Here is a 19,383-nt window from a genome sequence, read left to right as displayed (position 1 = left end):
AACTTTTGCTTAAATATATCATACTAATTTATTTAAAAATTGTACCTATTGTTCATTATCTTGCAAGGGTAATACTCTTAATGCTTTTAGCATTTTGTGCTAACAAAATATGGGCATAAAATAGTGTTCGGCCGGTAGTATAAATATCATCCACAATCAAAACAACTTTATCCGATAAATCTGGGCAATCTGGACTAAGTTCAAACGGTTGAATTAATTCAAGCCTTTGTTGCCTATTTTTATGCGATTGTTTTTCTTTAACCGTATTATTTCGCACTAAAAAATGATCATGCTTAATATCTAAAAGACCACAGACTTGATTAAATCCTCGATTATTTAACGTTTCAGAATCAACAGGTATCACCACGAGGTAATCAAAATCAATTGTTTCTATTTTGTGCTTTAATTGTACTTGAAAAATAGTTCTCAGCTGATAATCACCATTAAACTTATAATTTTTAATGATATCTTTCATAAAATCATTATAAATGTACAACGCTTGATTCTGAAAATTTAAATTAGGATAAATAAGTTGCCATTTCTTACAATCCGCACATAATTGTGGCCTATTTTGTTCTCGACCGCATCCTCTACAGGCTAACTGAGTATTAATCAATCGTAACTGCTCCTGGCATCTCTTACAAACTATCTTTTTTTCATAAGGTTTAGTCGATAATATAAATGCTAGCGTTAATTTTTGACTAAATGTATTATGACAAATCTGACAGTTTCTCATATCTTTAATTTCCTTGCTTTACGATTCATCGTTTTTATTTGTCCAACTGCCTTTTTTATTGAAATCGTGTAGTCACAACATAAAAAGATAACGTCACCAAACGGACGATTGACATTACGTCCCACTCTGCCAGCAATCTGAACTAACGCTGCCGTTGAAAAAGTTTTATCATCTGCACCCAGAACAAAAACATCCAGATTAGCAAATGTCACACCACGTTCTAAAATTGTTGTTGTGATTAGATACCGTAGTTCGCCTGTTCTAATTGCCTTAACTTTATCTAGTCTATCTGGATCTTCAGAATAAACAGTGTCCCCCTTTAAATTAGGAAACTTCTTTTTAAATGCTTCCATTACTGGTTCCAATAACCAAATTTTCGGCACAAAAATTAAAAATGGATCCTTACGTTTTAGCCACTCTGTCATTTTCAGTGTTAATTTTTTGGGTAAACGTCCTTTTTTTAAATTCTTTTCCCACGCTTTTTCAAATTTAATTTTAATTTCAGGCAATAATTGACCATGAAAGCGTATTGGTAAATAACTAACCGTTAATTGTTTTAAGCGAACCTCCTTTAACAGATCCTCACTTGGGGTTGCCGTTAAAAATAAACTTGCCCCTTTTTGTTTAGTTGCTTGTGTTGTTGCTTGAAGCAGTAATTGATTCTGTGCATATGGAAAGGCATCTACCTCATCAACTATCATAACGTCAAACGCTTTATGAAATCTTAACAATTGATGTGTTGTACAGATGACTAGTTGGGTATAACGGTATGGTTCCGTTGTCTTTCCGTGCAGCAAACAAATATCAATATTTTGAAATGCTGCCTGCAATCTCGGAAATAATTCAATACAAACATCGACCCGTGGTGATGCTAAACAGATGCGCTTACCATCCATAATAGCAGCTTCAATACCTTTGAATAGCATTTCTGTTTTACCAGCGCCGGTTACCGCCCACAGTAAATGCCGGGCACCCGAATTTTTAAAAATTTGTTTCACTTCATTAGCACATATTTCTTGGCTAGTCGTTAATTCTCCATTCCACGTCAATGGACTCCCTTTTTGAGTTGAAAACAAGTTGGGTTCAGGTATAGTATAAAGTGTAGTCGTAGTTGAAATACGTCCTAATATCATACAGTATGAACAATAGTACCGGTCACCTTGTAATTTATTTTCCTTTAAATTAAGTTGTGAAAGGCATCTGCGACAGATTAATTGTTTATCTTCAATACTAATTCCTGGGTACGACGTAAGTTCATCTAAATTAATAGTTTCGTCAATTTCTGAATCAGTTATTAAACGACCATACAAACTTGAAAGTGTCATTCTCCTCAATCCCTTCAATAAGTTTAAATACGCAAAGGAACCTTAATTATGTCAAAAAATTATTTAACAATTAAAGAATCTGGTTTAGCCACATTAATTGAAAAGAAGTCTTCCTTCATTTGTCGTGTCACTCGAATCGCGACAGAATCTGATGCAGTTGCTTTTATTGAATCAGTCAAGAAATTAGAACCTAAAGCAAGACATCACTGTTTTGCATACACATTTGGTACTGAGTCTGAAATCCAACGTCAAAGCGATGATGGTGAACCCTCTGGAACGGCTGGTGTTCCCATTCTAGAAGTTATTAAAAAAAATCAGCTTAAAAATATTTGTATCGTTGTTAGTCGAAAGTTTGGTGGTATTAAGCTAGGTGCTGGTGGTTTAATCCGTGCTTATAGTAATGCTGCTTCGCAGACGATTGAACAAATTGGTATCGTTGAACGTATTTTACAAACCGAACTTATTTGCCAAATTGCTTACCAAAATGTTGGAAAACTTGAAAATTATCTTGAAAAAAATTCAATTATAATCCAACACACAACCTATCTTGAAACAGTAGAAATAACTTTAGCAGTTGATAAAAATTTGATATTAACCTTACAAGATCAACTAATCAACCTACTCAATAACCAAATAACTTTTAAATTAGGCCAAGATTTATATAATGAAATTCAAGTTAAGTAAAAAGGATGCCCAATTACTGGACATCCTTTTTACTATCTATTTTTTTGAAGTCATCGTTTTAACAATTCTTTTAATCCAATTTAGCAGTGGCTTTCGTTTAGATCCAACTAATCCGATGGACTCTACGAATAGTTCTAGTCCCACTAATGTCGCAACTGACATTAGTATTGAACCCCAAATTGATGATATTGGATAAAGTAATGAAATAAATGAAAAAATTAACGCAATGCCATATATAACTAATACTGTCTGTCGATGCGTTAACCCCATTTGCATCAAACGATGATGTAAATGATGTTTGTCTGCTTGAGAGATAGGCTTTTTATTTAAAATCCGGCGTAACATTGCATAAACAGTATCCGTAATTGGTACACCCAATATTAAAACAGGCACAATAATAGAAATAAAAGTTGCATTTTTAAGTCCAGATAAAGAGAATACTGAAATCATAAATCCAATAAATAACGCGCCTGTATCCCCTAAGTAGATTCTAGCTGGAAAGAAATTATATGGCAAAAATCCAATCAGAGCAGCAACCAGCGTAAACATCATAATTGCAATATAACTATTTGTATTAACTAAAAAGAAATAGCCTACCAAACCACTTGTAAATAAATCAATAATGGAAACCCCAGTTGCTAAGCCATCTAATCCGTCTATTAAATTAATAGCATTTGTAATAGCTAAAATCCAAATAATTGTAATAGGGAAACTCATCCATCCTAAATTAATAATACCAAAATAAGGTAAAGTGAATGTCGTCATTCGCATATTTGAAAAAAAGTAGACGATCAAGGCGGCAACTGTGATGCCAAACATCTTTTGGCGTGGTTTTAATTCAAACTTATCATCTAAAACACCGGTGATAATAATTACCAATTCAGCAACAAACAGTGTCACTAACATTTTTATTGGATATTGATTTTTTAAAATAAAAAAATTCGTAAAGTTAAAAGCTATAAAAATGGCTAATCCACCCATTGTAGGCATTGAAACCTTATTTACTCGTCTATTATTTGGAACATCGACTGCTCCAATTTTAATTGAAAATAGTCTAATAACGGGAGTTAGCAACGCGGAGATAAGCGCTGTTGCGAAAAATGCTACGATAATTGGAAACATTTTGATATCTCTCCTTAAAAATATTCTGTCATAGTAGTCTTAACTATACCACGTTGTTAAATAAATACAAAAAAAGTATCAATTAAATTTAATTGATACTTTTCAATGTTTATTTTTTCAAATGATAATTATATGTTGCAACAATAATATTCTCGCGAGAATTTAAGACCGTTCTCAATCTTAAACTCGTTTGATTATGAAGAATATTTTGCCATGGTTTTCTTGGAACAAACTGTGGTACTAAGACTGTCGTTGTGAAGTTACGAGCAGCGGCATTCTTAGCAATAACATCTGTAAATTTCACAACAGGTGAAGCAATTGAACGATATGACGAATGTAAATCAACAAAACGAACACCAGGGAAACGTTCTTTAAATTCACGTTCCGTTTCATGTTCTTTTTCCGGATTTGTATCGAAAGAAACGTGCATTGCAATTACGTAGTCACCAATTGAACGTGCATAATTAATTGCACCCGTTGTAACATGCGTTACAGAACTAACTAACACGATAACTGTGGAGCCATCGTAATCATGAATTTCTGCTTCTTCTGTTAAACGTAATTGTTCGGCAACTTTATTGTAATGATCATTTATTTTATAGAATATAATATACATAACTGGCATGATAATAAAGAATGGCCATACTGTTGATAAGCGATATCTAAAGAGAATCAACAAAATACTAAATGAGATAAAGGCCCCTAAGAAATTGTAAAAGGCTTTCATAATCCAACCTTTTGGGCGATCATGATACCATTTTACAATCATCCCTGTCTGAGACAACGTAAACGGAATAAACACACCTACCGCATATAATGGAATTAATAATGACGTTGATCCATTAAATATAAATGTTAAAATAATTGATCCGGCCGCTAACGTGATAATTCCGTTAGAGTAGCCTAATCGATCACCTTTATCCATATACAAATGAGGCATAAATTTATCTTTAGCTAAATTAAACGCTAAAATTGGAAATGCCGAGAAACCTGTATTTGCAGCTAATACTAAAATCAATACTGTTGAAAATTGGAAAACGTAATACAAAATACCTTGTCCAAATGTTGTTTGTGCAATTTGTGAAAGAACAGTTACTTTTTCAGTAGGAATAATGCCATACCAATAGTTTAAGAATGTTATTCCACCAAAGAAGACTGCCAAAAGCGTCGCCATAATTGTTAAAGTAGCAGCAGCATTTTTAGCATGTGGTTTTTTGAAGAAAGGCACTGCATTACTAATTGCTTCAACACCAGTTAATGAAGATGATCCCGATGAGAATGCTTTCAAAAGTAAGGCTAGTGTAATTCCAGGAACGGCCGTACCCACAGCAGCTGTTGCGTGGTAAGGTACTTGACCTGTCATAATATTATAACCACCAACTAGTAACATCAATATAATCATAACCACGAAAAGATAAACAGGAATAGTTAAGAATGAAGCTGATTCCCGCAAGCCTCGTAAGTTCATTGCCATTACCAAAATAATAATAACCACTGAGATTGCTACTTGATGTCCATATAACGAAGGTACCGCAGAAATCAATGCCTCAGTCCCTGCGGAAACACTAACCGCTACTGTCAACATATAATCAATTAAAAGCGATCCACCAGAAATTAATCCAGCATTTTTACCTAAGTTTTTACTTGAGACAACATACGCGCCTCCACCCTTAGGATAAGCATGGATAATTTGGCGATACGAAATTGTAATTGAAGCCAATAAAACTAAGACTAACAATGCAATTGGTAATGAATACCAGATTGCCATTGCTGAAAAGCCCACTAAAACGGTAACAATTTGTTCCGTACCATACGCCACAGATGAGAGTGCATCTGACGATAAGAGCGCTAATGCCTTAAATTTTGATAATTGTTGATCTCCTTCTTCAGAAGATTTTAATGGCTTCCCAATTAAAAGTCTCTTTAAATAACGACGCATTTCTCTTTACCCCTTATGTTCTATATTTAAAAATCCATTCATAAATGATGCCAAAACAGCGCATTTATTTTACTGAATAGTTATTTTAATTACTAATTTCTATTCACCGAATTCACTCTATTTTACTCGTTTATTTTTAAATATACAATACTGCAAACAAACTTTATTTTCAGCATAAAAAAAGAGCTACTAATCCCAGAATAACACGGATTAATAGCTCTTAAATTTTCATCATTTTTTATGACAAATGGGTTACATCATACCGCCCATACCACCAGGCATTTGTTGTGGATCAGCTGCAGATACTGGTTCTGGTTTATCTGCAACAACTGCTTCAGTTGTTAATAATAAGGCTGAGACACTAGCTGCATTTTGCAATGCTGAGCGTGTCACTTTAGTTGGATCAACAATCCCAACTTCAATCATATCTTGCCATTCATTTGTTGCTGCGTTAAAACCAATACCAGGTTTTTCTGATTTTAGTTTTTCAACAATAACTGAACCCTCAAGTCCAGCATTCTTTGCAATTTGGCGTACTGGTTCTTCCAAAGCACGTTGAACAATCTTGATACCCGTTAATTCATCGCCAACTGCTTCAAGTGCAGCAACTTTACTAATAACGTTAACAAATGCAGTACCACCACCGGCAACGAATCCTTCTTCGACAGCAGCGCGTGTCGCATTCAAAGCATCTTCAATACGGTATTTGCGTTCTTTTAATTCTGTTTCAGTTGCAGCACCAACTTTGATGACAGCAACCCCACCAGATAATTTTGCCAAACGTTCTTGTAATTTTTCACGATCAAATTCAGACGTCGTTTCATCGATTTGTTTTTTAATCAAACCAACACGTTCTGTAATTTTAGCTTTATCACCAGAACCTTCAACAATAACTGTGTTTTCTTTTGTAATATTAACTTTACCAGCTGAACCTAATTGTTCAATTGTTGTATCCTTCAATTGTAAACCAAGTTCATCAGTAATCACTGTTGCACCAGTAACGATGGCAATATCTTCAAGCATCGCTTTACGACGATCACCAAATCCAGGTGCTTTGACTGCAACAACGTTAAATGTACCACGAATTTTATTCAATACTAATGTTGGTAAAGCTTCCCCATCAACATCATCGGCGATGATTAACAATGGGCGACCTTGTTCCACAATAGATTGTAATAATGGTAAGACTTCTTGAATATTAGAAATTTTCTTATCCGTTACTAAAATATATGGTGTCTCTAAGTTAGCTTCCATTTTATCGTTATCAGTTACCATATATTGTGACAAGTAACCTCGATCAAATTGCATCCCTTCAACGACATCTAATGATGTATCGATGCTTTTTGATTCTTCAATTGTAATAACGCCATCATTACCAACTTTTTCCATAGCGTCAGCAATTAAAGCACCAATTTCTTCATTAGCTGAAGATACAGAAGCAATTTGAGCAATATCTTCTTTTGTTTCAACTTTGTGTGATAATTCATGTAATTCAGCAACGGCTGCTTTTGTAGCAGTTTCGATACCACGACGAATCCCAACAGGGTTAGCACCTGCTGTCACATTCTTCATACCTTCAGTGACGATAGCTTGTGTTAAAACAGTAGCAGTTGTCGTTCCATCACCAGCTATATCATTCGTTTTTGAAGCAACTTCTGATACTAATTTAGCACCCATATTTTCAAAATGGTCTTCTAATTCAATCGCACGAGCAATTGTTACACCATCATTTGTAATAATTGGTGAGCCATATGATTCTTCTAAAACAACATTACGGCCTTTTGGTCCTAAAGTTGATTTAACGGTATTGGCTAATTGGTCAACACCTCTAAGCATTGCTGAACGAGCATCTTCAGAAAATTTTAATTCCTTTGACATAATTAATCCACCTCATCTTTAATTTAAATTTATATTAGTCTACTGTTGCAACGATATCTTTTTCATGAACAATTAAGTAGTCTTTACCTTCGAATGAAACTTCTGAGCCAGCATACTTATCAAATAAAACGGTCTCTCCAACGTTAACAGCAACAGCAATTTTTTCACCGTTATCCATCGTACGGCCATCACCAACTGCAACAATTTTTCCTGTTTGTGGTTTTTCTTGTACGTTACTTGCTAAGACGATCCCGCCTACTGTTGTTTCTTCTTCTTTTGTTACTTCTAAAATAACACGATCTGCTAATGGTTTTAACACGTTCTATCCCTCCAACACTTTTATTTAGCACTCTATCTTCCTAAGTGCTAATCACAAAATTAACTATAATCAATTTTTCAAACAATTGCAAGCATTTCAGCTCTTATTTAATAGAATTTTTAATATGAATTGAATTCGCTATCTAGTCAATTATGCTATACTTATCATACAAATTTATTCACTAGAAAAATGCACGACTATCTAATTACAGTTAAAGGAGTTCTCATGTCAAAATCAACTAGTAAAAATTCAATCGCTATTTTATTAGGCTACCTCGTTATCTTTATTTTACCAACAATTCTGAATCAACTATTTTCTTTAAAATCAGTTATCTATCCAGTAATGACGGCTGATTATGTTTTAGGAGCAATATTGTTAATTTGGTTAAATCATTACTTCAGTGCTAGAAATACAATAGATGGTTCCTCTAAATGGTCACAAATTATTTCGTGGGGTATTCTTGGATTCGTTCTAACGTTAGTAATCCAAACAGTTATTCAATTAATTTCATTCACCATTTTAAAAACGACCGTACCCTCACAAAATACAAATGAAATTATGACTATTTTTACAAAATATCCTTATTATATGTTGGCAGTCTCACTTGGTGCTCCCATTATGGAGGAACTCGTTTTTAGAAAAGTCTTTTTTGGCAATTTAGCAAGTTTCATATCACCTATTTCTGCCGCAATTCTTTCTAGTTTATTATTTAGTTTGGCACATAATGATGGCCATTTAGCTATCTACTTTTTAATTGGATTACTTTTCTGTTACCTCTACAAACGAACAGGTGACATCAAAACGTCAATGATTGCTCATATTCTTATGAATAGTCTAGTATTAATTATTCAATCGTCACTTTAAAAGAAAGGTGGAATTATTTTGATTCTGTTACAAGTACAACAAGCAGCTCGCTATTTTGGCGCAGATGTTCTTTTTGAAAATGCAAATATGGATATCAAAGACGATGCTAGGATAGCCCTAGTTGGTCGAAATGGTGCTGGAAAATCAACATTAATTAAAATGATTATTGATCAAGAGGCTACTGATGCTGGTCAAATCATTAAACATAAAGGCATGACCATCGGTTACTTAGCACAAACAACAACTGTTACTTCAGAACGTTCGATTTGGGACGAAATGAGTCGTGTTTTTGATTATTTAAAAAAAATGGAAATCCAAATTCATACATTAGAAGCCCAAATTGCTGATCCTAAAAATGCAGAAGATTCTGAAAAATTTGAAAAACTATTATCAACCTATGATCAAGTTTCACATGATTTCAGTGAAAAAAATGGCTATGGTTATGAATCAGAAATCCGTTCTGTTTTACATGGTTTTAGATTTTATGAAGAAGATTTCAATCGCGATATTAGGACTCTCTCTGGTGGTCAAAAAACACGTTTAGCCTTAGCAAAATTACTTTTAGAAAAACGTGATTTATTAATTTTAGATGAACCAACTAACCACTTAGATATTGAGACACTAACTTGGTTAGAAGGCTATTTGAAGACTTATACAGGGGCACTCTTAATTGTCTCTCATGATCGTTACTTCTTAGATAAAATTGTGACAGAAGTTTATGATATGAGCCATAATGAAACGACTCACTACAATGGCAACTACTCCCAATTTATTGTAAAAAAAGAAGCTAATTTAAAACAAGAATGGAAAGTTTTCGAAAAACAACAAGATAAGATTGAAAAACTCGAAGATTTTGTTAATAAAAACATTGTTCGAGCCTCAACAACAAAACGAGCGCAAAGTCGTCGTAAACAACTCGAAAAATTAGATAAACTTGACCGACCAGAAGGTGACGAAAAAGCCCCTCGTTTTAGTTTTAAATCTGCAGATGAGAGTGGTAATATCGTTTTAACTGTTGCCGGGGCAGCTGTTGGTTACGATAATAAAGTGTTATCTGAACCCGTTTCAATTGATTTACATAAGCATCAAGTTCAAGCTATTGTTGGCCCGAATGGTGTGGGAAAATCAACCTTACTTAAAAGTATCTTAGGCCAAATTCCATTTATTCGTGGTGAAGCATTCCTTGGCGCTAATGTTCATGTTGGCTACTACGATCAGGAGCAAAATCAATTAACAGATAAAAATACTGTTTTAGATGAACTCTGGAATGATCATCCTTCAACTCCTGAAACAGATATTCGATCATTATTAGGTGGATTTCTATTTTCTGGGGATGACGTTTTGAAACGTGTCTCAAATTTAAGTGGTGGTGAAAAAGCGCGTCTTGCTTTGACCAAACTTGCAATGGACAAAGATAACTTCCTAATCTTTGATGAACCCACTAACCATTTAGACATTGATAGTAAGGAAGTCCTTGAAAAGGCGATTGCTAACTTTGATGGTACTGTCTTACTTGTTTCTCATGACCGCTACTTCATTAATAAAGTTGCAGAAAGTATTATTGAAGTTTCAAAAGAAGGCTCTACTTACTACATGGGTGATTACGATTATTATGTTGATAAAAAAGAAGAATTAGAAGCTATCGCAGCCGAAAAAATGGCACTTGAAATTGCCTCATCTTCAGAAGTCCCTGAAGTTAAACCAACAACTAATTATCAACAAAATAAAGAAACGCAAAAGGAACAACGTAAATTAACACGTGAAATTGATCGTTTAGAATCTGAATTAAGTGAATTAGAAATTCATCAAACAGAACTTGAAGAAAAAATGTCTCAACCTACTATTTTTAGTGATGCAGATAAACTTCAGGAACTACAAACTGAACTACAATCTATTCAAACTGCAATAGAGACTGCAGAAACTAATTGGGAAGAAGCTAGCTTAGCTTTAGAATAAGCTAGCTTTTTTTTTTTTATTTATTGACATTTAAAGAATGAAAGCCTATTCTTTTGTTGTAATCTAAAAATAAAATATAAGTACACTAGGGGTGTTCTTTAGAAGAACTGAGATAGGTTTTTTCAACCTAATCCCTTCGAACCTGTAAGCCAAAACTTGCGTAGGAAAGTGTGAAGAAGGACCCCACTCTACAATTTTTTTGTCAAAGAGTGGGGTTTTTGTGTACTCAAGAGGAGAAAGTTATGCCATTAGAACTACTCGATAAACTTCGTGAAGAGAACCCAGTAATTTTCAACATTTCTAATTACATCACGGTTCAAGACGTTGCCAATGGACTCAACGCAATTGGCGCTTCCCCTATCATGCCCAGTGCGATTGAAGAAGCAGCCGAAATGTTACAAATTTCTGCTGCTGCCACAATCAATATGGGATCATTTAAAAGTTCAGAATTACCTTACATTGAGAGGGTTAGTCAAATCGCAAACGATTTAGCTATCCCACTTGTGCTAGACCCAGTTGCTGTTGCCATGCCTTACCGACAAAAAGTAATTACAAACTTGCTTGAGCATTTTCATTTTAATTTTATTCGCGGTAATGCTGGTGAAATTGCTGCATTAGCTGGTGTTGAATGGCAAGCAAAAGGTATTGATGCAGGAAATGGTTCTGCAGATTTAGCAGAAATCGCAAAAATTGTAGCCAAACGGTACAATTGTACGGTTGTTCTAAGTGGTCCTACAGACTATATTTCTGATGGAAAGCGTGTTGCAACTGTGACACAGGGAACGTCTCTTTTCCAAACACATGTTGGTTCAGGCGATATGCTTTCAAGTTTAATTGCTGCGTTTGCAGCTGTCTCTAAAGATAATGAGTTTGAAGCAGCAAGAATCGCCTGCCTTATCTTTGCAACAACTGGTGAACTTGTTGCTGATGAGTTAATTACCGAAAAACCAGGTAGTTTTATTGTTAACCTACTTGATAAACTACATTTAATAACGATAAATGAACTTTCTAATCAGATAACGATGAAAGGAGACCTATAATGCCTGATTTTCCACAAGCACTTTCAATTGCTGGATCCGATAGTAGTGGTGGCGCTGGTATGCAAGCTGACTTAAAAACGATGCAAGAACGGCATGTCTATGCTGCAACAGTTCTCGTCGCAATCACTGCACAAAACACACTTGGTGTGCAAGACAGTCTTCCCCTCCCTGCTAAAATTATTAATGAACAATTTGCCTCAATTGCAAATGATTTAGCCATTAAAGCATGCAAAACAGGGATGCTTGCAGATTCAGAACACGTTAAAGTAGTCGTTAAAAATCTGAAAAAATATCAATTTGGTCCCCTAATTGTTGACCCTGTCATGGTTGCAAAAGGCGGTGCCACACTTCTTTCTGAGGATGCTGTTGTTACAATCAAAGAAGAATTAATTCCTTTAGCCACGGTAGTAACCCCGAATATTCCAGAAGCTGAAGTCATAACTGGCTTGACCATTAATTCAAAAGAAGACATGAGTGCAGCTGGAAAAAAGATTAAATTATTAGGTGCAAAAAACGTCATCATTAAAGGCGGACATTATAACTCTGAAAATATCGTAAATGACTTTGTATTATTAGAAGATAACGATTCATTCTGGATGAGCTCGAAACGTATTGATACAATTCGAACTCATGGCACTGGTGATACCCTCTCAGCCTGCATTGCAGCAGAAATTGCCAAAGGACAAGATATTAAAACGGCCATCTTAGTGTCTAAAAAATATGTTGAAGCAACAATTAGCAACGGTATTATCGTTGGACATGGTCACGGGCCATTAAATCATTGGGCATATCGTGAGGTAACGCAAAATGAAGACATTTAATCAATCATGGTTAGCAAGTTACTTCATTGCAGGAACTCAAGACGTCGCCGACAATCAATTACTACCTACTTTAGAACGAGCGTTAAAATCAGGCATTTCTTGTTTCCAATTTAGAGAAAAAAATCTCTTAACCCCTTTAACCCGGATACAAAAAAAGACACTCGCAATTGAATGTCAGAGGTTATGCACAAAATACCAAGTTCCTTTTTTCATTGATGATGATCTACCTTTAGCACTTGAAATTCAAGCAGATGGTATTCACGTTGGCCAAAATGACCAAAAGATTCAAAATGTGATAGATCAATCGGCGGGTCAATTAGCGATTGGCCTTTCTTGTCAAACACTCGATCAAATTAAACAAGCCAATCAATTATCAGGTATCGCTTATATTGGTAGTGGCCCTGTCTTTCCTACAAAATCAAAGTCAGATGCGACTGCGCCTCTCGGAATAGCTGGCTTAAATCAATTACTATCAATTAGTAAACTCCCGATTGTTGCAATTGGTGGTATTTCAGAAAATAATTTAGCCAAACTGGCTACTACAACTGTTTCGGGAGTTGCTGTTATTTCCTTGATTGCTAAAAGTCCGAACATTGAACAAACAGTTCAATCCATAAATCATTATTTTAAATTGGAGGACGATTAAGATGACAGAAACTAAAGAATTACGTGGACAATTTTTACTTTGGCTAGGTGCGGCCATTTCAATTGCCGAAATTATGACGGGCATGTTACTAGCTCCACTTGGCTTTTCTAAAGGTTTCCTTGCAATTCTAATTGGTCATTTAATTGGTTGTGGTCTCTTCTTACTACCTGCTGGTTATATTGGTGCCAAAAAGCATCAGACAGCCATTCAGTCAACTAAAGTTGCTTTTGGCTCAACAGGTGTGCTCTTATTTTCACTTATCAATTTGATTCAACTAATTGGTTGGACCGCTGTTATGATCGTCAACGCAATTTCAGCAATGAATGGTATTTCAAGTTCCTTACTTAATTTTAAAAATTCAATTATTATGGGACTTGTCATAGCTATTTTGATTATCATTTGGTTATTAGTTAGCGAAAATAGTTTGTATCGAATTAATTTAATTGTTGTTAATTTATTAGTTATTGGTGCAGGTATCATGATTTTTTTAATTTTCAAAGTACCCGTTTCACATACTTCCAATGGCTTAAATATGACATTTGGATCAGCTGTTGAATTAAATATCACCATGGCGTTATCTTGGCTACCACTAATAGGTGATTACACAAAATCAACAAAACATCCACTTGCTATGTCTACAGTTAGTTCGTTTAGCTATTTTTTAGGTAGTTTAATCATGTTTACCATTGGCTTACTTTTAACAACTAGAACCGGATTCACTGATTTTACCTCGTTCTTGGCTACATCAGGTTTAGGTATAATCGCATTATTCATTATTATATTTTCAACTGTTACAACCACATTTTTAGATGTTATGTCAGCAACAATTAACGTTCAGAATATACATTCCTTTAAACATATGAAATTGATTAGTATCATTATAGTTGCGCTTGGCTTAGTCATTGCATGGGTAGTTCCTATTGATAATTATCAAAATTTCTTATATTTTATCGCGTCAGTTTTTACACCATTATATGCAATTGTTTTTGTCACTTACTTTATTATGAAAAAAACGTTGCCTTATTGGTTAAATATTATTTGGTGGTTAATTGGCATTATTGCGTACTATCAATTACAACAATTTGATTTTATTTTTGGAACCACAATTATTATTCTATTCGGACTAGGATTACTCGTTTATCTATCCCAATTTATTTTACCAAAAAATTATTTTAGAAATATAAATTAACCATTTACAAAAAAATAGAGATTTAGCGTTCTCCCCAGTGTTAAACAACTGTTTAGCATTACAAGGCGAACTCTAAATCTCTATTTTAATTTTATAATAATTAAACTATCCAATCAAATTCTAAACTAGGATCAGCATTTAAATTTAATCCTGCACGTTGACCTTTAATAAATTCAACATATCCTGCTGCACCAATCATTGCAGCATTATCACCACATAATTTAATGGGCGCCTTCACAAATTCAATATCATTCATTTTCTTCATATCAGATTCAAGTCTTGTACGTAACCCTTTATTAGCTGCCACACCACCGGCTAAAATTAATTGTTTAATATCATACTCATGACAAGCACGTACCGTTTTCTCAGCAAGTACATCAATCACACTTTGTTGAAAGCTTGTTGCTAAATCAGCCCGGTCCAACTCTTCGCCTAATTGATCTGCATGGTGAACTGTATTGATGAAGGCACTTTTCAATCCACTGAAACTAAAGTCATAACTGTCATCTTTGATCATGGCACGCGGAAAATTAAACGTATCTTGTCCAGTATGTGCAAGTTCATCAATTTCTTTTCCTGATGGATAAGTCATCCCAAGAACACGCCCAACTTTATCATAAGCTTCACCTGCTGCGTCATCACGTGTCTCACCAATAATTTCAAATTGACCTTCTTCAGGCATATAAACTAACTCAGTATGTCCACCCGAAACGAGTAAAGCCATTGATGGATACACTATTTCAGATTCATAGCGCGCTGCAAAAATATGGCCTGCCATATGGTTAACGGGAATTAAAGGCAACTCGTGAGCAAATGCGATAGCTTTAGCAGCAGAAACACCTACTAGTAAAGCACCAACTAATCCTGGTCCATAAGTAACCGCAACAGCATCTAAATCATCATAAGTTACATTTGCTTCTGTCATAGCATCTTTAATACAACTCGTAATTTGTTCAATATGGTGGCGGCTGGCAACTTCAGGTACAACACCACCAAAACGTTTATGACTATTAACTTGCGTTGCAATGATGTTCGACAAAATAAGATGACCGTCTTCGACCACTGCGACACTAGTTTCATCACAACTTGATTCAAATGCTAAAATTAGATTTCTTTCCGTTTTATCCATTGAGACCTCTTTCAACTTAATTCATATTCCTTTATTTTAATTTAAGCAACATATCAACAGCATCTTGCCCATCTTCAACATAATAATTCTCTCGGATACCCACTTTAGTAAATCCTAATTGGTGGTATAGATTTAAAGCCGTCTGGTTATCACGGCGAACCTCTAAACTAACTGTTCTAAATCTCATTAAACGAGCACGCCTTGTAATAGACGTTACCAAAAAGTTTCCCATCCCTCTACCCTGACATTCAGGTAGAACAGCAATATTCGCAATATGTACGTCTCCCGTTATTGCATCCGTTGAACAACCAATAAAGCCTAACATTTTATCTTCCTTACGTAAGACTAAATAAAGTGTTTTGCTTTTTTGGCAAATTTCGCCTTCAAATATTTTTGCACTCCATGGTGATTTACCATCATAAACTGCTTTTTCAATCTCAAGTAGTTCCGGAATATCAGGTACAACAGCACGTGTCATAAAATAACTTTCATTTCTAATTTTAATTCTATGATTCTGAAAAACTAATGTCCTAACAGGTTCATCTGGTCTTAATTCTGGAATAATTTGTTTCACTCGTGCTTTAAATTTTTTCAACATAGGTATTATGATCCTTATCTGAATGGGTTTCTAACCATTGCGTCTCTGCTTGCGTTAATCGTAAATAATTCGGAATAAATGTCTCCTGATTAGCGGGCTCTTTATCTTTACCAATTAATCCCAAAATAAATGCCTGAGGAATATTTAAAAATGAAGCTGGAAACTGTGCCTGATCACCTAAAATATCGATAATTTGTTGTTTAAATAAATCGACATCAGTTCCAACAAAAATTTGTGGTCGGTTACGCTCTTTTAATTCAGTCACCCAAGTCACAAGTTCTCTATGCTGGTCTGGTAATTCATTTACAAGCTCATTATCATTTTTATACAAACCTGAGAATACGTAATTCCTACGTGCGTCAAATAACGGTACAATATCAGAATCACTATTTGTGGAAATACCTGCAGCCAACATTGCTAAACTAGAGACACCAACTAATTCACAATCTAATGTAAATGCTAGTGTTTTAGCTGTGGCAACGCCAATCCTGAGACCAGTAAAAGATCCTGGACCTTGTGCAACCACAATTCGGTCTAGCTCTGCAGGCTTAATACCTGCTAATTTCATGACATCAGAAATTGCTGGCATCAATGTAATACTGTGATTTTTTTTTATATTCGTTGTGATAGTTGCTAATAATGCACTATCTTCTAAAACAGCGACGCTGAGTGGTATATTCGATGTATCAATTGCTAAAATTTTCATTCATATCTTCCTTTATCTCTGCTTTGTTAACATTTTAGCACAAAAATAGTATCACAAATTTTTTCTAAGAGAAAATTAACAAAAAAATAGGACAAATAATTGTCCTATGGTTAATAACTAATTTATTTTGAAAATCCATTTGGATGCGTCTGTTCAAAAGTCCATGCTGTCTTAATGATATCTTCCATATTTTCATACTTAGGAGCCCAACCAAGAATTTCATGTGCTTTTTCACTTGCTGCAATTAAAGTTGAAGGATCACCTGCACGACGTGGTGCAATTTCTGCAGGAATTTCTTTACCTGTTGCACGGCGTGCTGCTTCTAGAATTTCCATATTTGAAAATCCATTAGATGAACCCAAGTTAAAGGCATTACTTTCATTTCCCGCAAGTAAGTAATCTAAGGCGCGAATGTGCGCATCTGCTAAATCAAGAACATGCACGTAATCACGGACGTTTGTACCATCTTTGGTATCATAATCGTCCCCAAAAATTTGTAATTTTTCACGTTCTCCGTTAGCAACTTGTAAAATAATTGGAATTAAATGTGTTTCAGGATTGTGATCTTCACCGATGCTACCATCTGGTTTTGATCCAGCAACATTGAAATAACGTAATGCGACAAACTTAACACCATCTGCAACGTCAGTCCAGTGCATAATTTTTTCCATGGCTAATTTACTTTCACCATATGGATTTGTTGGAATTTGAGGGTCATCTTCATGAATTGGGACAACTTTAGGTTCACCATATGTTGCAGCTGTTGAAGAAAAGACGATTTTTTTAACGCCAACTTCAGTCATGACTTCAAGTAAATGAATCATCCCTGCTGTATTATTGTCAAAATATTTTAATGGTTTTACCATTGATTCACCAACAAGAGATGAAGCTGCAAAATGAATAACTGCTTCAATATCCTCATTTTTGAAAACATTGCGCATAAAATTTTTATCCGCAATATCTCCTTGATAAAATTTTGCCTTTTTATTAACAGCCTCTAAGTGCCCTGTCACTAAATTATCGACAACAACAACATCACGACTATTTTCTACTAATTGATCAACAGTATGTGAACCAATGTAACCTGCGCCACCCAAAACTAAAATTGACATTTAAATTCCTCCAAATAGTTTATTTTCTTTATTATAACTTATTTTAGTAAATTTATCAGTGATTCACCCTTCTTTAGCAAATAAATAGACGACGAAAATAAATTCGCCGTCTGGTTAATTTCTATAAGTCACCCGTTAAAAATTGTGCTTGGCCCATGCCAAAGCTCCAATCTTCATCAGTATTAGTTGTTAAATTAATCATTAAATCTTCTGGTCTCAATCCAACTTTTGTTTGTAACTGTTGCATTAACTGTTGATAGAAGGTTTCTTTTTGCTCTGTCGTTCTTGGTCGCGTTGTTAAACTAAAGACCAATACTTCTTTTGTTCGCATAAATCCAAGCCCAGTATCTAAAATTTGCATTTCATTTATTGGATGTTGAGTGACAATTTGATATCTGTCACTAACTGGTGCGCCAAATGAATTAAGCATTACATCATAAGCAATATCTAAAATTTCTTTTATTTGGCCTTCAGAACGGCCTTCAATCATATCAATTTTCATCAATGGCATAGATTGAATCCTCCTATAATCGTTTACCTAATCTTTGGATTTGTTTATTATTACCAACCATATATAACAAAATAATTTGAATTGGAATTAAAATTAAATCTTTGATAGCACGTGCATAGATAATTGTCCAAGGTGACTGGTACATTAATACTAGCCAGAATGTATTTAACAATAAATCAATAACAACGACATTGATTAATACGGCAATAATAATTCGCGGTAACGTAAATGGTTTTTTATAAAATACAAGTCCATAGAAAAACGCACCTAAGAAAGCAGATAGCGAGAATCCCCAGAAAAATGTACCTCCTTTACTGAATAATACTGTTCCAAGTAAATCCGATAAAACAGAACCAATACCACCCAGTAATGGGCCAAACCACGCCGCTAATAGATAAGTCGCAATAAAAGTGAAACTTATCCGTAACGTCAATACCTGATACGATAATAAATTAGTTAGAATAATTTGACCAGCCAATAATAGACCCATCACCGCTATATTCTTTGCGGTTAACCTCTTTGTTAAATTTTCCATGATTCAGACATCTCCTCGTTGGAGTTGCCACATTGTGGTATGCGGCGAATGCGAAAACACAACCGCAGCTATCGCTAGCCTTCGTCCAAAAGACACATTCCGTCCTTTTGGCACTTAACGCTGTATTCTCTACCCCGAAATTTTGTATTTTACTACTTGTGTAGTATACCACTAAAAAGAAAATAACTTTGGGTGTTGAAGTGAACCCCCTGAGTTGGAGAAATCTAACTCAGGGGGTTTTACTATGTTCACAGTTGAAATAAAGAAAAAAGT

The 19,383-nt window shown here is 34.8% G+C and carries 19 protein-coding genes and 2 riboswitches; of the genes, 7 read left to right on the top strand and 12 right to left on the bottom strand.

Translation table 11 applies throughout. From position 1 onward, the window contains the following. Window positions 1–55: 55 nt before the first annotated feature. Together AC1RPH_RS07310 and AC1RPH_RS07305 are read right to left on the bottom strand one after the other, a co-directional pair. Entirely contained in the window at window positions 56–616 is a 561-nt protein-coding gene (locus AC1RPH_RS07310; RefSeq protein ID WP_481761958.1) for a ComF family protein, read from the bottom strand. A gap of 116 nt (window positions 617–732) precedes the next feature. Next, on the bottom strand, window positions 733–2,061 hold the full coding sequence (locus AC1RPH_RS07305; protein ID WP_481761957.1) for an ATP-dependent helicase ComFA: 1,329 nt from the start codon (window positions 2,059–2,061) through the stop codon (window positions 733–735). A gap of 48 nt (window positions 2,062–2,109) precedes the next feature. Between AC1RPH_RS07305 and AC1RPH_RS07300 the strand changes: the two genes are divergently transcribed. After that, window positions 2,110–2,745 (top strand): YigZ family protein, encoded by a 636-nt coding sequence (locus tag AC1RPH_RS07300; RefSeq protein WP_481761956.1) that lies wholly within the window; start codon window positions 2,110–2,112, stop codon window positions 2,743–2,745. Between the two features lie 36 nt (window positions 2,746–2,781). Here AC1RPH_RS07300 and AC1RPH_RS07295 read toward each other — a convergent pair whose 3' ends face one another. The 4 genes from AC1RPH_RS07295 to groES all read right to left on the bottom strand — a co-directional run bounded on the left by AC1RPH_RS07295 (window position 2,782) and on the right by groES (window position 8,003). Beyond that, window positions 2,782–3,867 carry a glycosyltransferase family 4 protein gene (locus tag AC1RPH_RS07295; protein WP_481761955.1) on the bottom strand — a complete coding sequence of 362 codons (1,086 nt, stop codon included), beginning with the start codon at window positions 3,865–3,867 and terminating at the stop codon, window positions 2,782–2,784. A gap of 109 nt (window positions 3,868–3,976) precedes the next feature. Then, window positions 3,977–5,806, bottom strand: a complete 1,830-nt coding sequence (locus AC1RPH_RS07290; RefSeq protein ID WP_481761954.1) for an APC family permease — start codon at window positions 5,804–5,806, stop codon at window positions 3,977–3,979. 252 nt (window positions 5,807–6,058) lie between these two features. After that, a complete protein-coding gene (groL, locus tag AC1RPH_RS07285; RefSeq protein ID WP_481761953.1) occupies window positions 6,059–7,684 on the bottom strand; it encodes a chaperonin GroEL in 1,626 nt (541 codons plus the stop codon). 34 nt (window positions 7,685–7,718) lie between these two features. Continuing rightward, window positions 7,719–8,003, bottom strand: coding sequence for a co-chaperone GroES (gene groES, locus AC1RPH_RS07280; protein ID WP_481761952.1), 285 nt, complete (start codon window positions 8,001–8,003; stop codon window positions 7,719–7,721). A 225-nt stretch (window positions 8,004–8,228) separates the two neighbouring features. Between groES and AC1RPH_RS07275 the strand changes: the two genes are divergently transcribed. From AC1RPH_RS07275 to cytX, 6 genes are all read left to right on the top strand, one after another. After that, entirely contained in the window at window positions 8,229–8,867 is a 639-nt protein-coding gene (locus AC1RPH_RS07275; RefSeq protein WP_481761951.1) for a CPBP family glutamic-type intramembrane protease, read from the top strand. Window positions 8,868–8,885: 18 nt separating this feature from the next. Continuing rightward, window positions 8,886–10,823, top strand: a complete 1,938-nt coding sequence (locus tag AC1RPH_RS07270) for an ABC-F family ATP-binding cassette domain-containing protein (RefSeq protein WP_481761950.1) — start codon at window positions 8,886–8,888, stop codon at window positions 10,821–10,823. Window positions 10,824–10,900: 77 nt separating this feature from the next. Continuing rightward, window positions 10,901–11,007: riboswitch (TPP riboswitch) on the top strand. 58 nt (window positions 11,008–11,065) lie between these two features. Continuing rightward, a complete protein-coding gene (gene thiM, locus AC1RPH_RS07265; protein WP_481761949.1) occupies window positions 11,066–11,863 on the top strand; it encodes a hydroxyethylthiazole kinase in 798 nt (265 codons plus the stop codon). Further along, the gene (thiD, locus tag AC1RPH_RS07260) at window positions 11,863–12,684 is read left to right on the top strand and encodes a bifunctional hydroxymethylpyrimidine kinase/phosphomethylpyrimidine kinase (protein ID WP_481761948.1); all 822 of its coding nucleotides are present in this window, start codon (window positions 11,863–11,865) and stop codon (window positions 12,682–12,684) included. The genes thiM and thiD overlap by 1 nt, the downstream gene beginning before the upstream one ends. After that, window positions 12,671–13,330, top strand: coding sequence for a thiamine phosphate synthase (gene thiE, locus AC1RPH_RS07255; protein WP_481761947.1), 660 nt, complete (start codon window positions 12,671–12,673; stop codon window positions 13,328–13,330). Before thiD ends, thiE begins: the two co-directional genes overlap by 14 nt. 1 nt (window position 13,331) lies before the next feature. Further along, window positions 13,332–14,519, top strand: a complete 1,188-nt coding sequence (gene cytX / locus AC1RPH_RS07250; protein ID WP_481761946.1) for a putative hydroxymethylpyrimidine transporter CytX — start codon at window positions 13,332–13,334, stop codon at window positions 14,517–14,519. 100 nt (window positions 14,520–14,619) lie between these two features. Here the strand turns inward: cytX and tsaD are convergent, their stop codons facing one another. The 6 genes from tsaD to AC1RPH_RS07220 form a co-directional block, all read right to left on the bottom strand. Next, a complete protein-coding gene (gene tsaD / locus AC1RPH_RS07245; RefSeq protein ID WP_481761945.1) occupies window positions 14,620–15,648 on the bottom strand; it encodes a tRNA (adenosine(37)-N6)-threonylcarbamoyltransferase complex transferase subunit TsaD in 1,029 nt (342 codons plus the stop codon). A 31-nt stretch (window positions 15,649–15,679) separates the two neighbouring features. Beyond that, window positions 15,680–16,246 carry a ribosomal protein S18-alanine N-acetyltransferase gene (gene rimI, locus AC1RPH_RS07240; RefSeq protein WP_481761944.1) on the bottom strand — a complete coding sequence of 189 codons (567 nt, stop codon included), beginning with the start codon at window positions 16,244–16,246 and terminating at the stop codon, window positions 15,680–15,682. After that, entirely contained in the window at window positions 16,230–16,952 is a 723-nt protein-coding gene (gene tsaB, locus AC1RPH_RS07235) for a tRNA (adenosine(37)-N6)-threonylcarbamoyltransferase complex dimerization subunit type 1 TsaB (RefSeq protein WP_481761943.1), read from the bottom strand. Before tsaB ends, rimI begins: the two co-directional genes overlap by 17 nt. A gap of 122 nt (window positions 16,953–17,074) precedes the next feature. Next, entirely contained in the window at window positions 17,075–18,064 is a 990-nt protein-coding gene (galE, locus tag AC1RPH_RS07230) for a UDP-glucose 4-epimerase GalE (protein ID WP_481761942.1), read from the bottom strand. A 121-nt stretch (window positions 18,065–18,185) separates the two neighbouring features. Then, entirely contained in the window at window positions 18,186–18,575 is a 390-nt protein-coding gene (locus AC1RPH_RS07225; RefSeq protein WP_481761941.1) for a tautomerase family protein, read from the bottom strand. 13 nt (window positions 18,576–18,588) lie between these two features. Then, window positions 18,589–19,110, bottom strand: a complete 522-nt coding sequence (locus AC1RPH_RS07220) for a folate family ECF transporter S component (protein ID WP_481761940.1) — start codon at window positions 19,108–19,110, stop codon at window positions 18,589–18,591. 40 nt (window positions 19,111–19,150) lie between these two features. Then, window positions 19,151–19,249, bottom strand: a riboswitch (THF riboswitch). Window positions 19,250–19,383: the final 134 nt, after the last annotated feature.

This window comes from Dellaglioa sp. CoH-57-MRSF-16, assembly GCF_056782055.1.
The sequence above is the reverse complement of the archived record's forward strand: the minus strand, read 5'-3'. Positions and strand labels throughout refer to the sequence as shown.

Excerpts from the sequence above, each read along its gene's own strand:
- AC1RPH_RS07305 (WP_481761957.1), bottom strand. The coding sequence starts at position 2,061 with ATGACACTTTCAAGTTTGTATGGTCGTTTAATAACTGATTCAGAAATT.
- AC1RPH_RS07300 (WP_481761956.1), top strand. The coding sequence starts at position 2,110 with ATGTCAAAAAATTATTTAACAATTAAAGAATCTGGTTTAGCCACATTA.
- AC1RPH_RS07295 (WP_481761955.1), bottom strand. The coding sequence starts at position 3,867 with ATGTTTCCAATTATCGTAGCATTTTTCGCAACAGCGCTTATCTCCGCG.
- AC1RPH_RS07290 (WP_481761954.1), bottom strand. The coding sequence starts at position 5,806 with ATGCGTCGTTATTTAAAGAGACTTTTAATTGGGAAGCCATTAAAATCT.
- groL (WP_481761953.1), bottom strand. The coding sequence starts at position 7,684 with ATGTCAAAGGAATTAAAATTTTCTGAAGATGCTCGTTCAGCAATGCTT.
- AC1RPH_RS07275 (WP_481761951.1), top strand. The coding sequence starts at position 8,229 with ATGTCAAAATCAACTAGTAAAAATTCAATCGCTATTTTATTAGGCTAC.
- thiM (WP_481761949.1), top strand. The coding sequence starts at position 11,066 with ATGCCATTAGAACTACTCGATAAACTTCGTGAAGAGAACCCAGTAATT.
- thiD (WP_481761948.1), top strand. The coding sequence starts at position 11,863 with ATGCCTGATTTTCCACAAGCACTTTCAATTGCTGGATCCGATAGTAGT.
- thiE (WP_481761947.1), top strand. The coding sequence starts at position 12,671 with ATGAAGACATTTAATCAATCATGGTTAGCAAGTTACTTCATTGCAGGA.
- cytX (WP_481761946.1), top strand. The coding sequence starts at position 13,332 with ATGACAGAAACTAAAGAATTACGTGGACAATTTTTACTTTGGCTAGGT.
- tsaD (WP_481761945.1), bottom strand. The coding sequence starts at position 15,648 with ATGGATAAAACGGAAAGAAATCTAATTTTAGCATTTGAATCAAGTTGT.
- rimI (WP_481761944.1), bottom strand. The coding sequence starts at position 16,246 with ATGTTGAAAAAATTTAAAGCACGAGTGAAACAAATTATTCCAGAATTA.
- tsaB (WP_481761943.1), bottom strand. The coding sequence starts at position 16,952 with ATGAAAATTTTAGCAATTGATACATCGAATATACCACTCAGCGTCGCT.
- galE (WP_481761942.1), bottom strand. The coding sequence starts at position 18,064 with ATGTCAATTTTAGTTTTGGGTGGCGCAGGTTACATTGGTTCACATACT.
- AC1RPH_RS07225 (WP_481761941.1), bottom strand. The coding sequence starts at position 18,575 with ATGCCATTGATGAAAATTGATATGATTGAAGGCCGTTCTGAAGGCCAA.
- AC1RPH_RS07220 (WP_481761940.1), bottom strand. The coding sequence starts at position 19,110 with ATGGAAAATTTAACAAAGAGGTTAACCGCAAAGAATATAGCGGTGATG.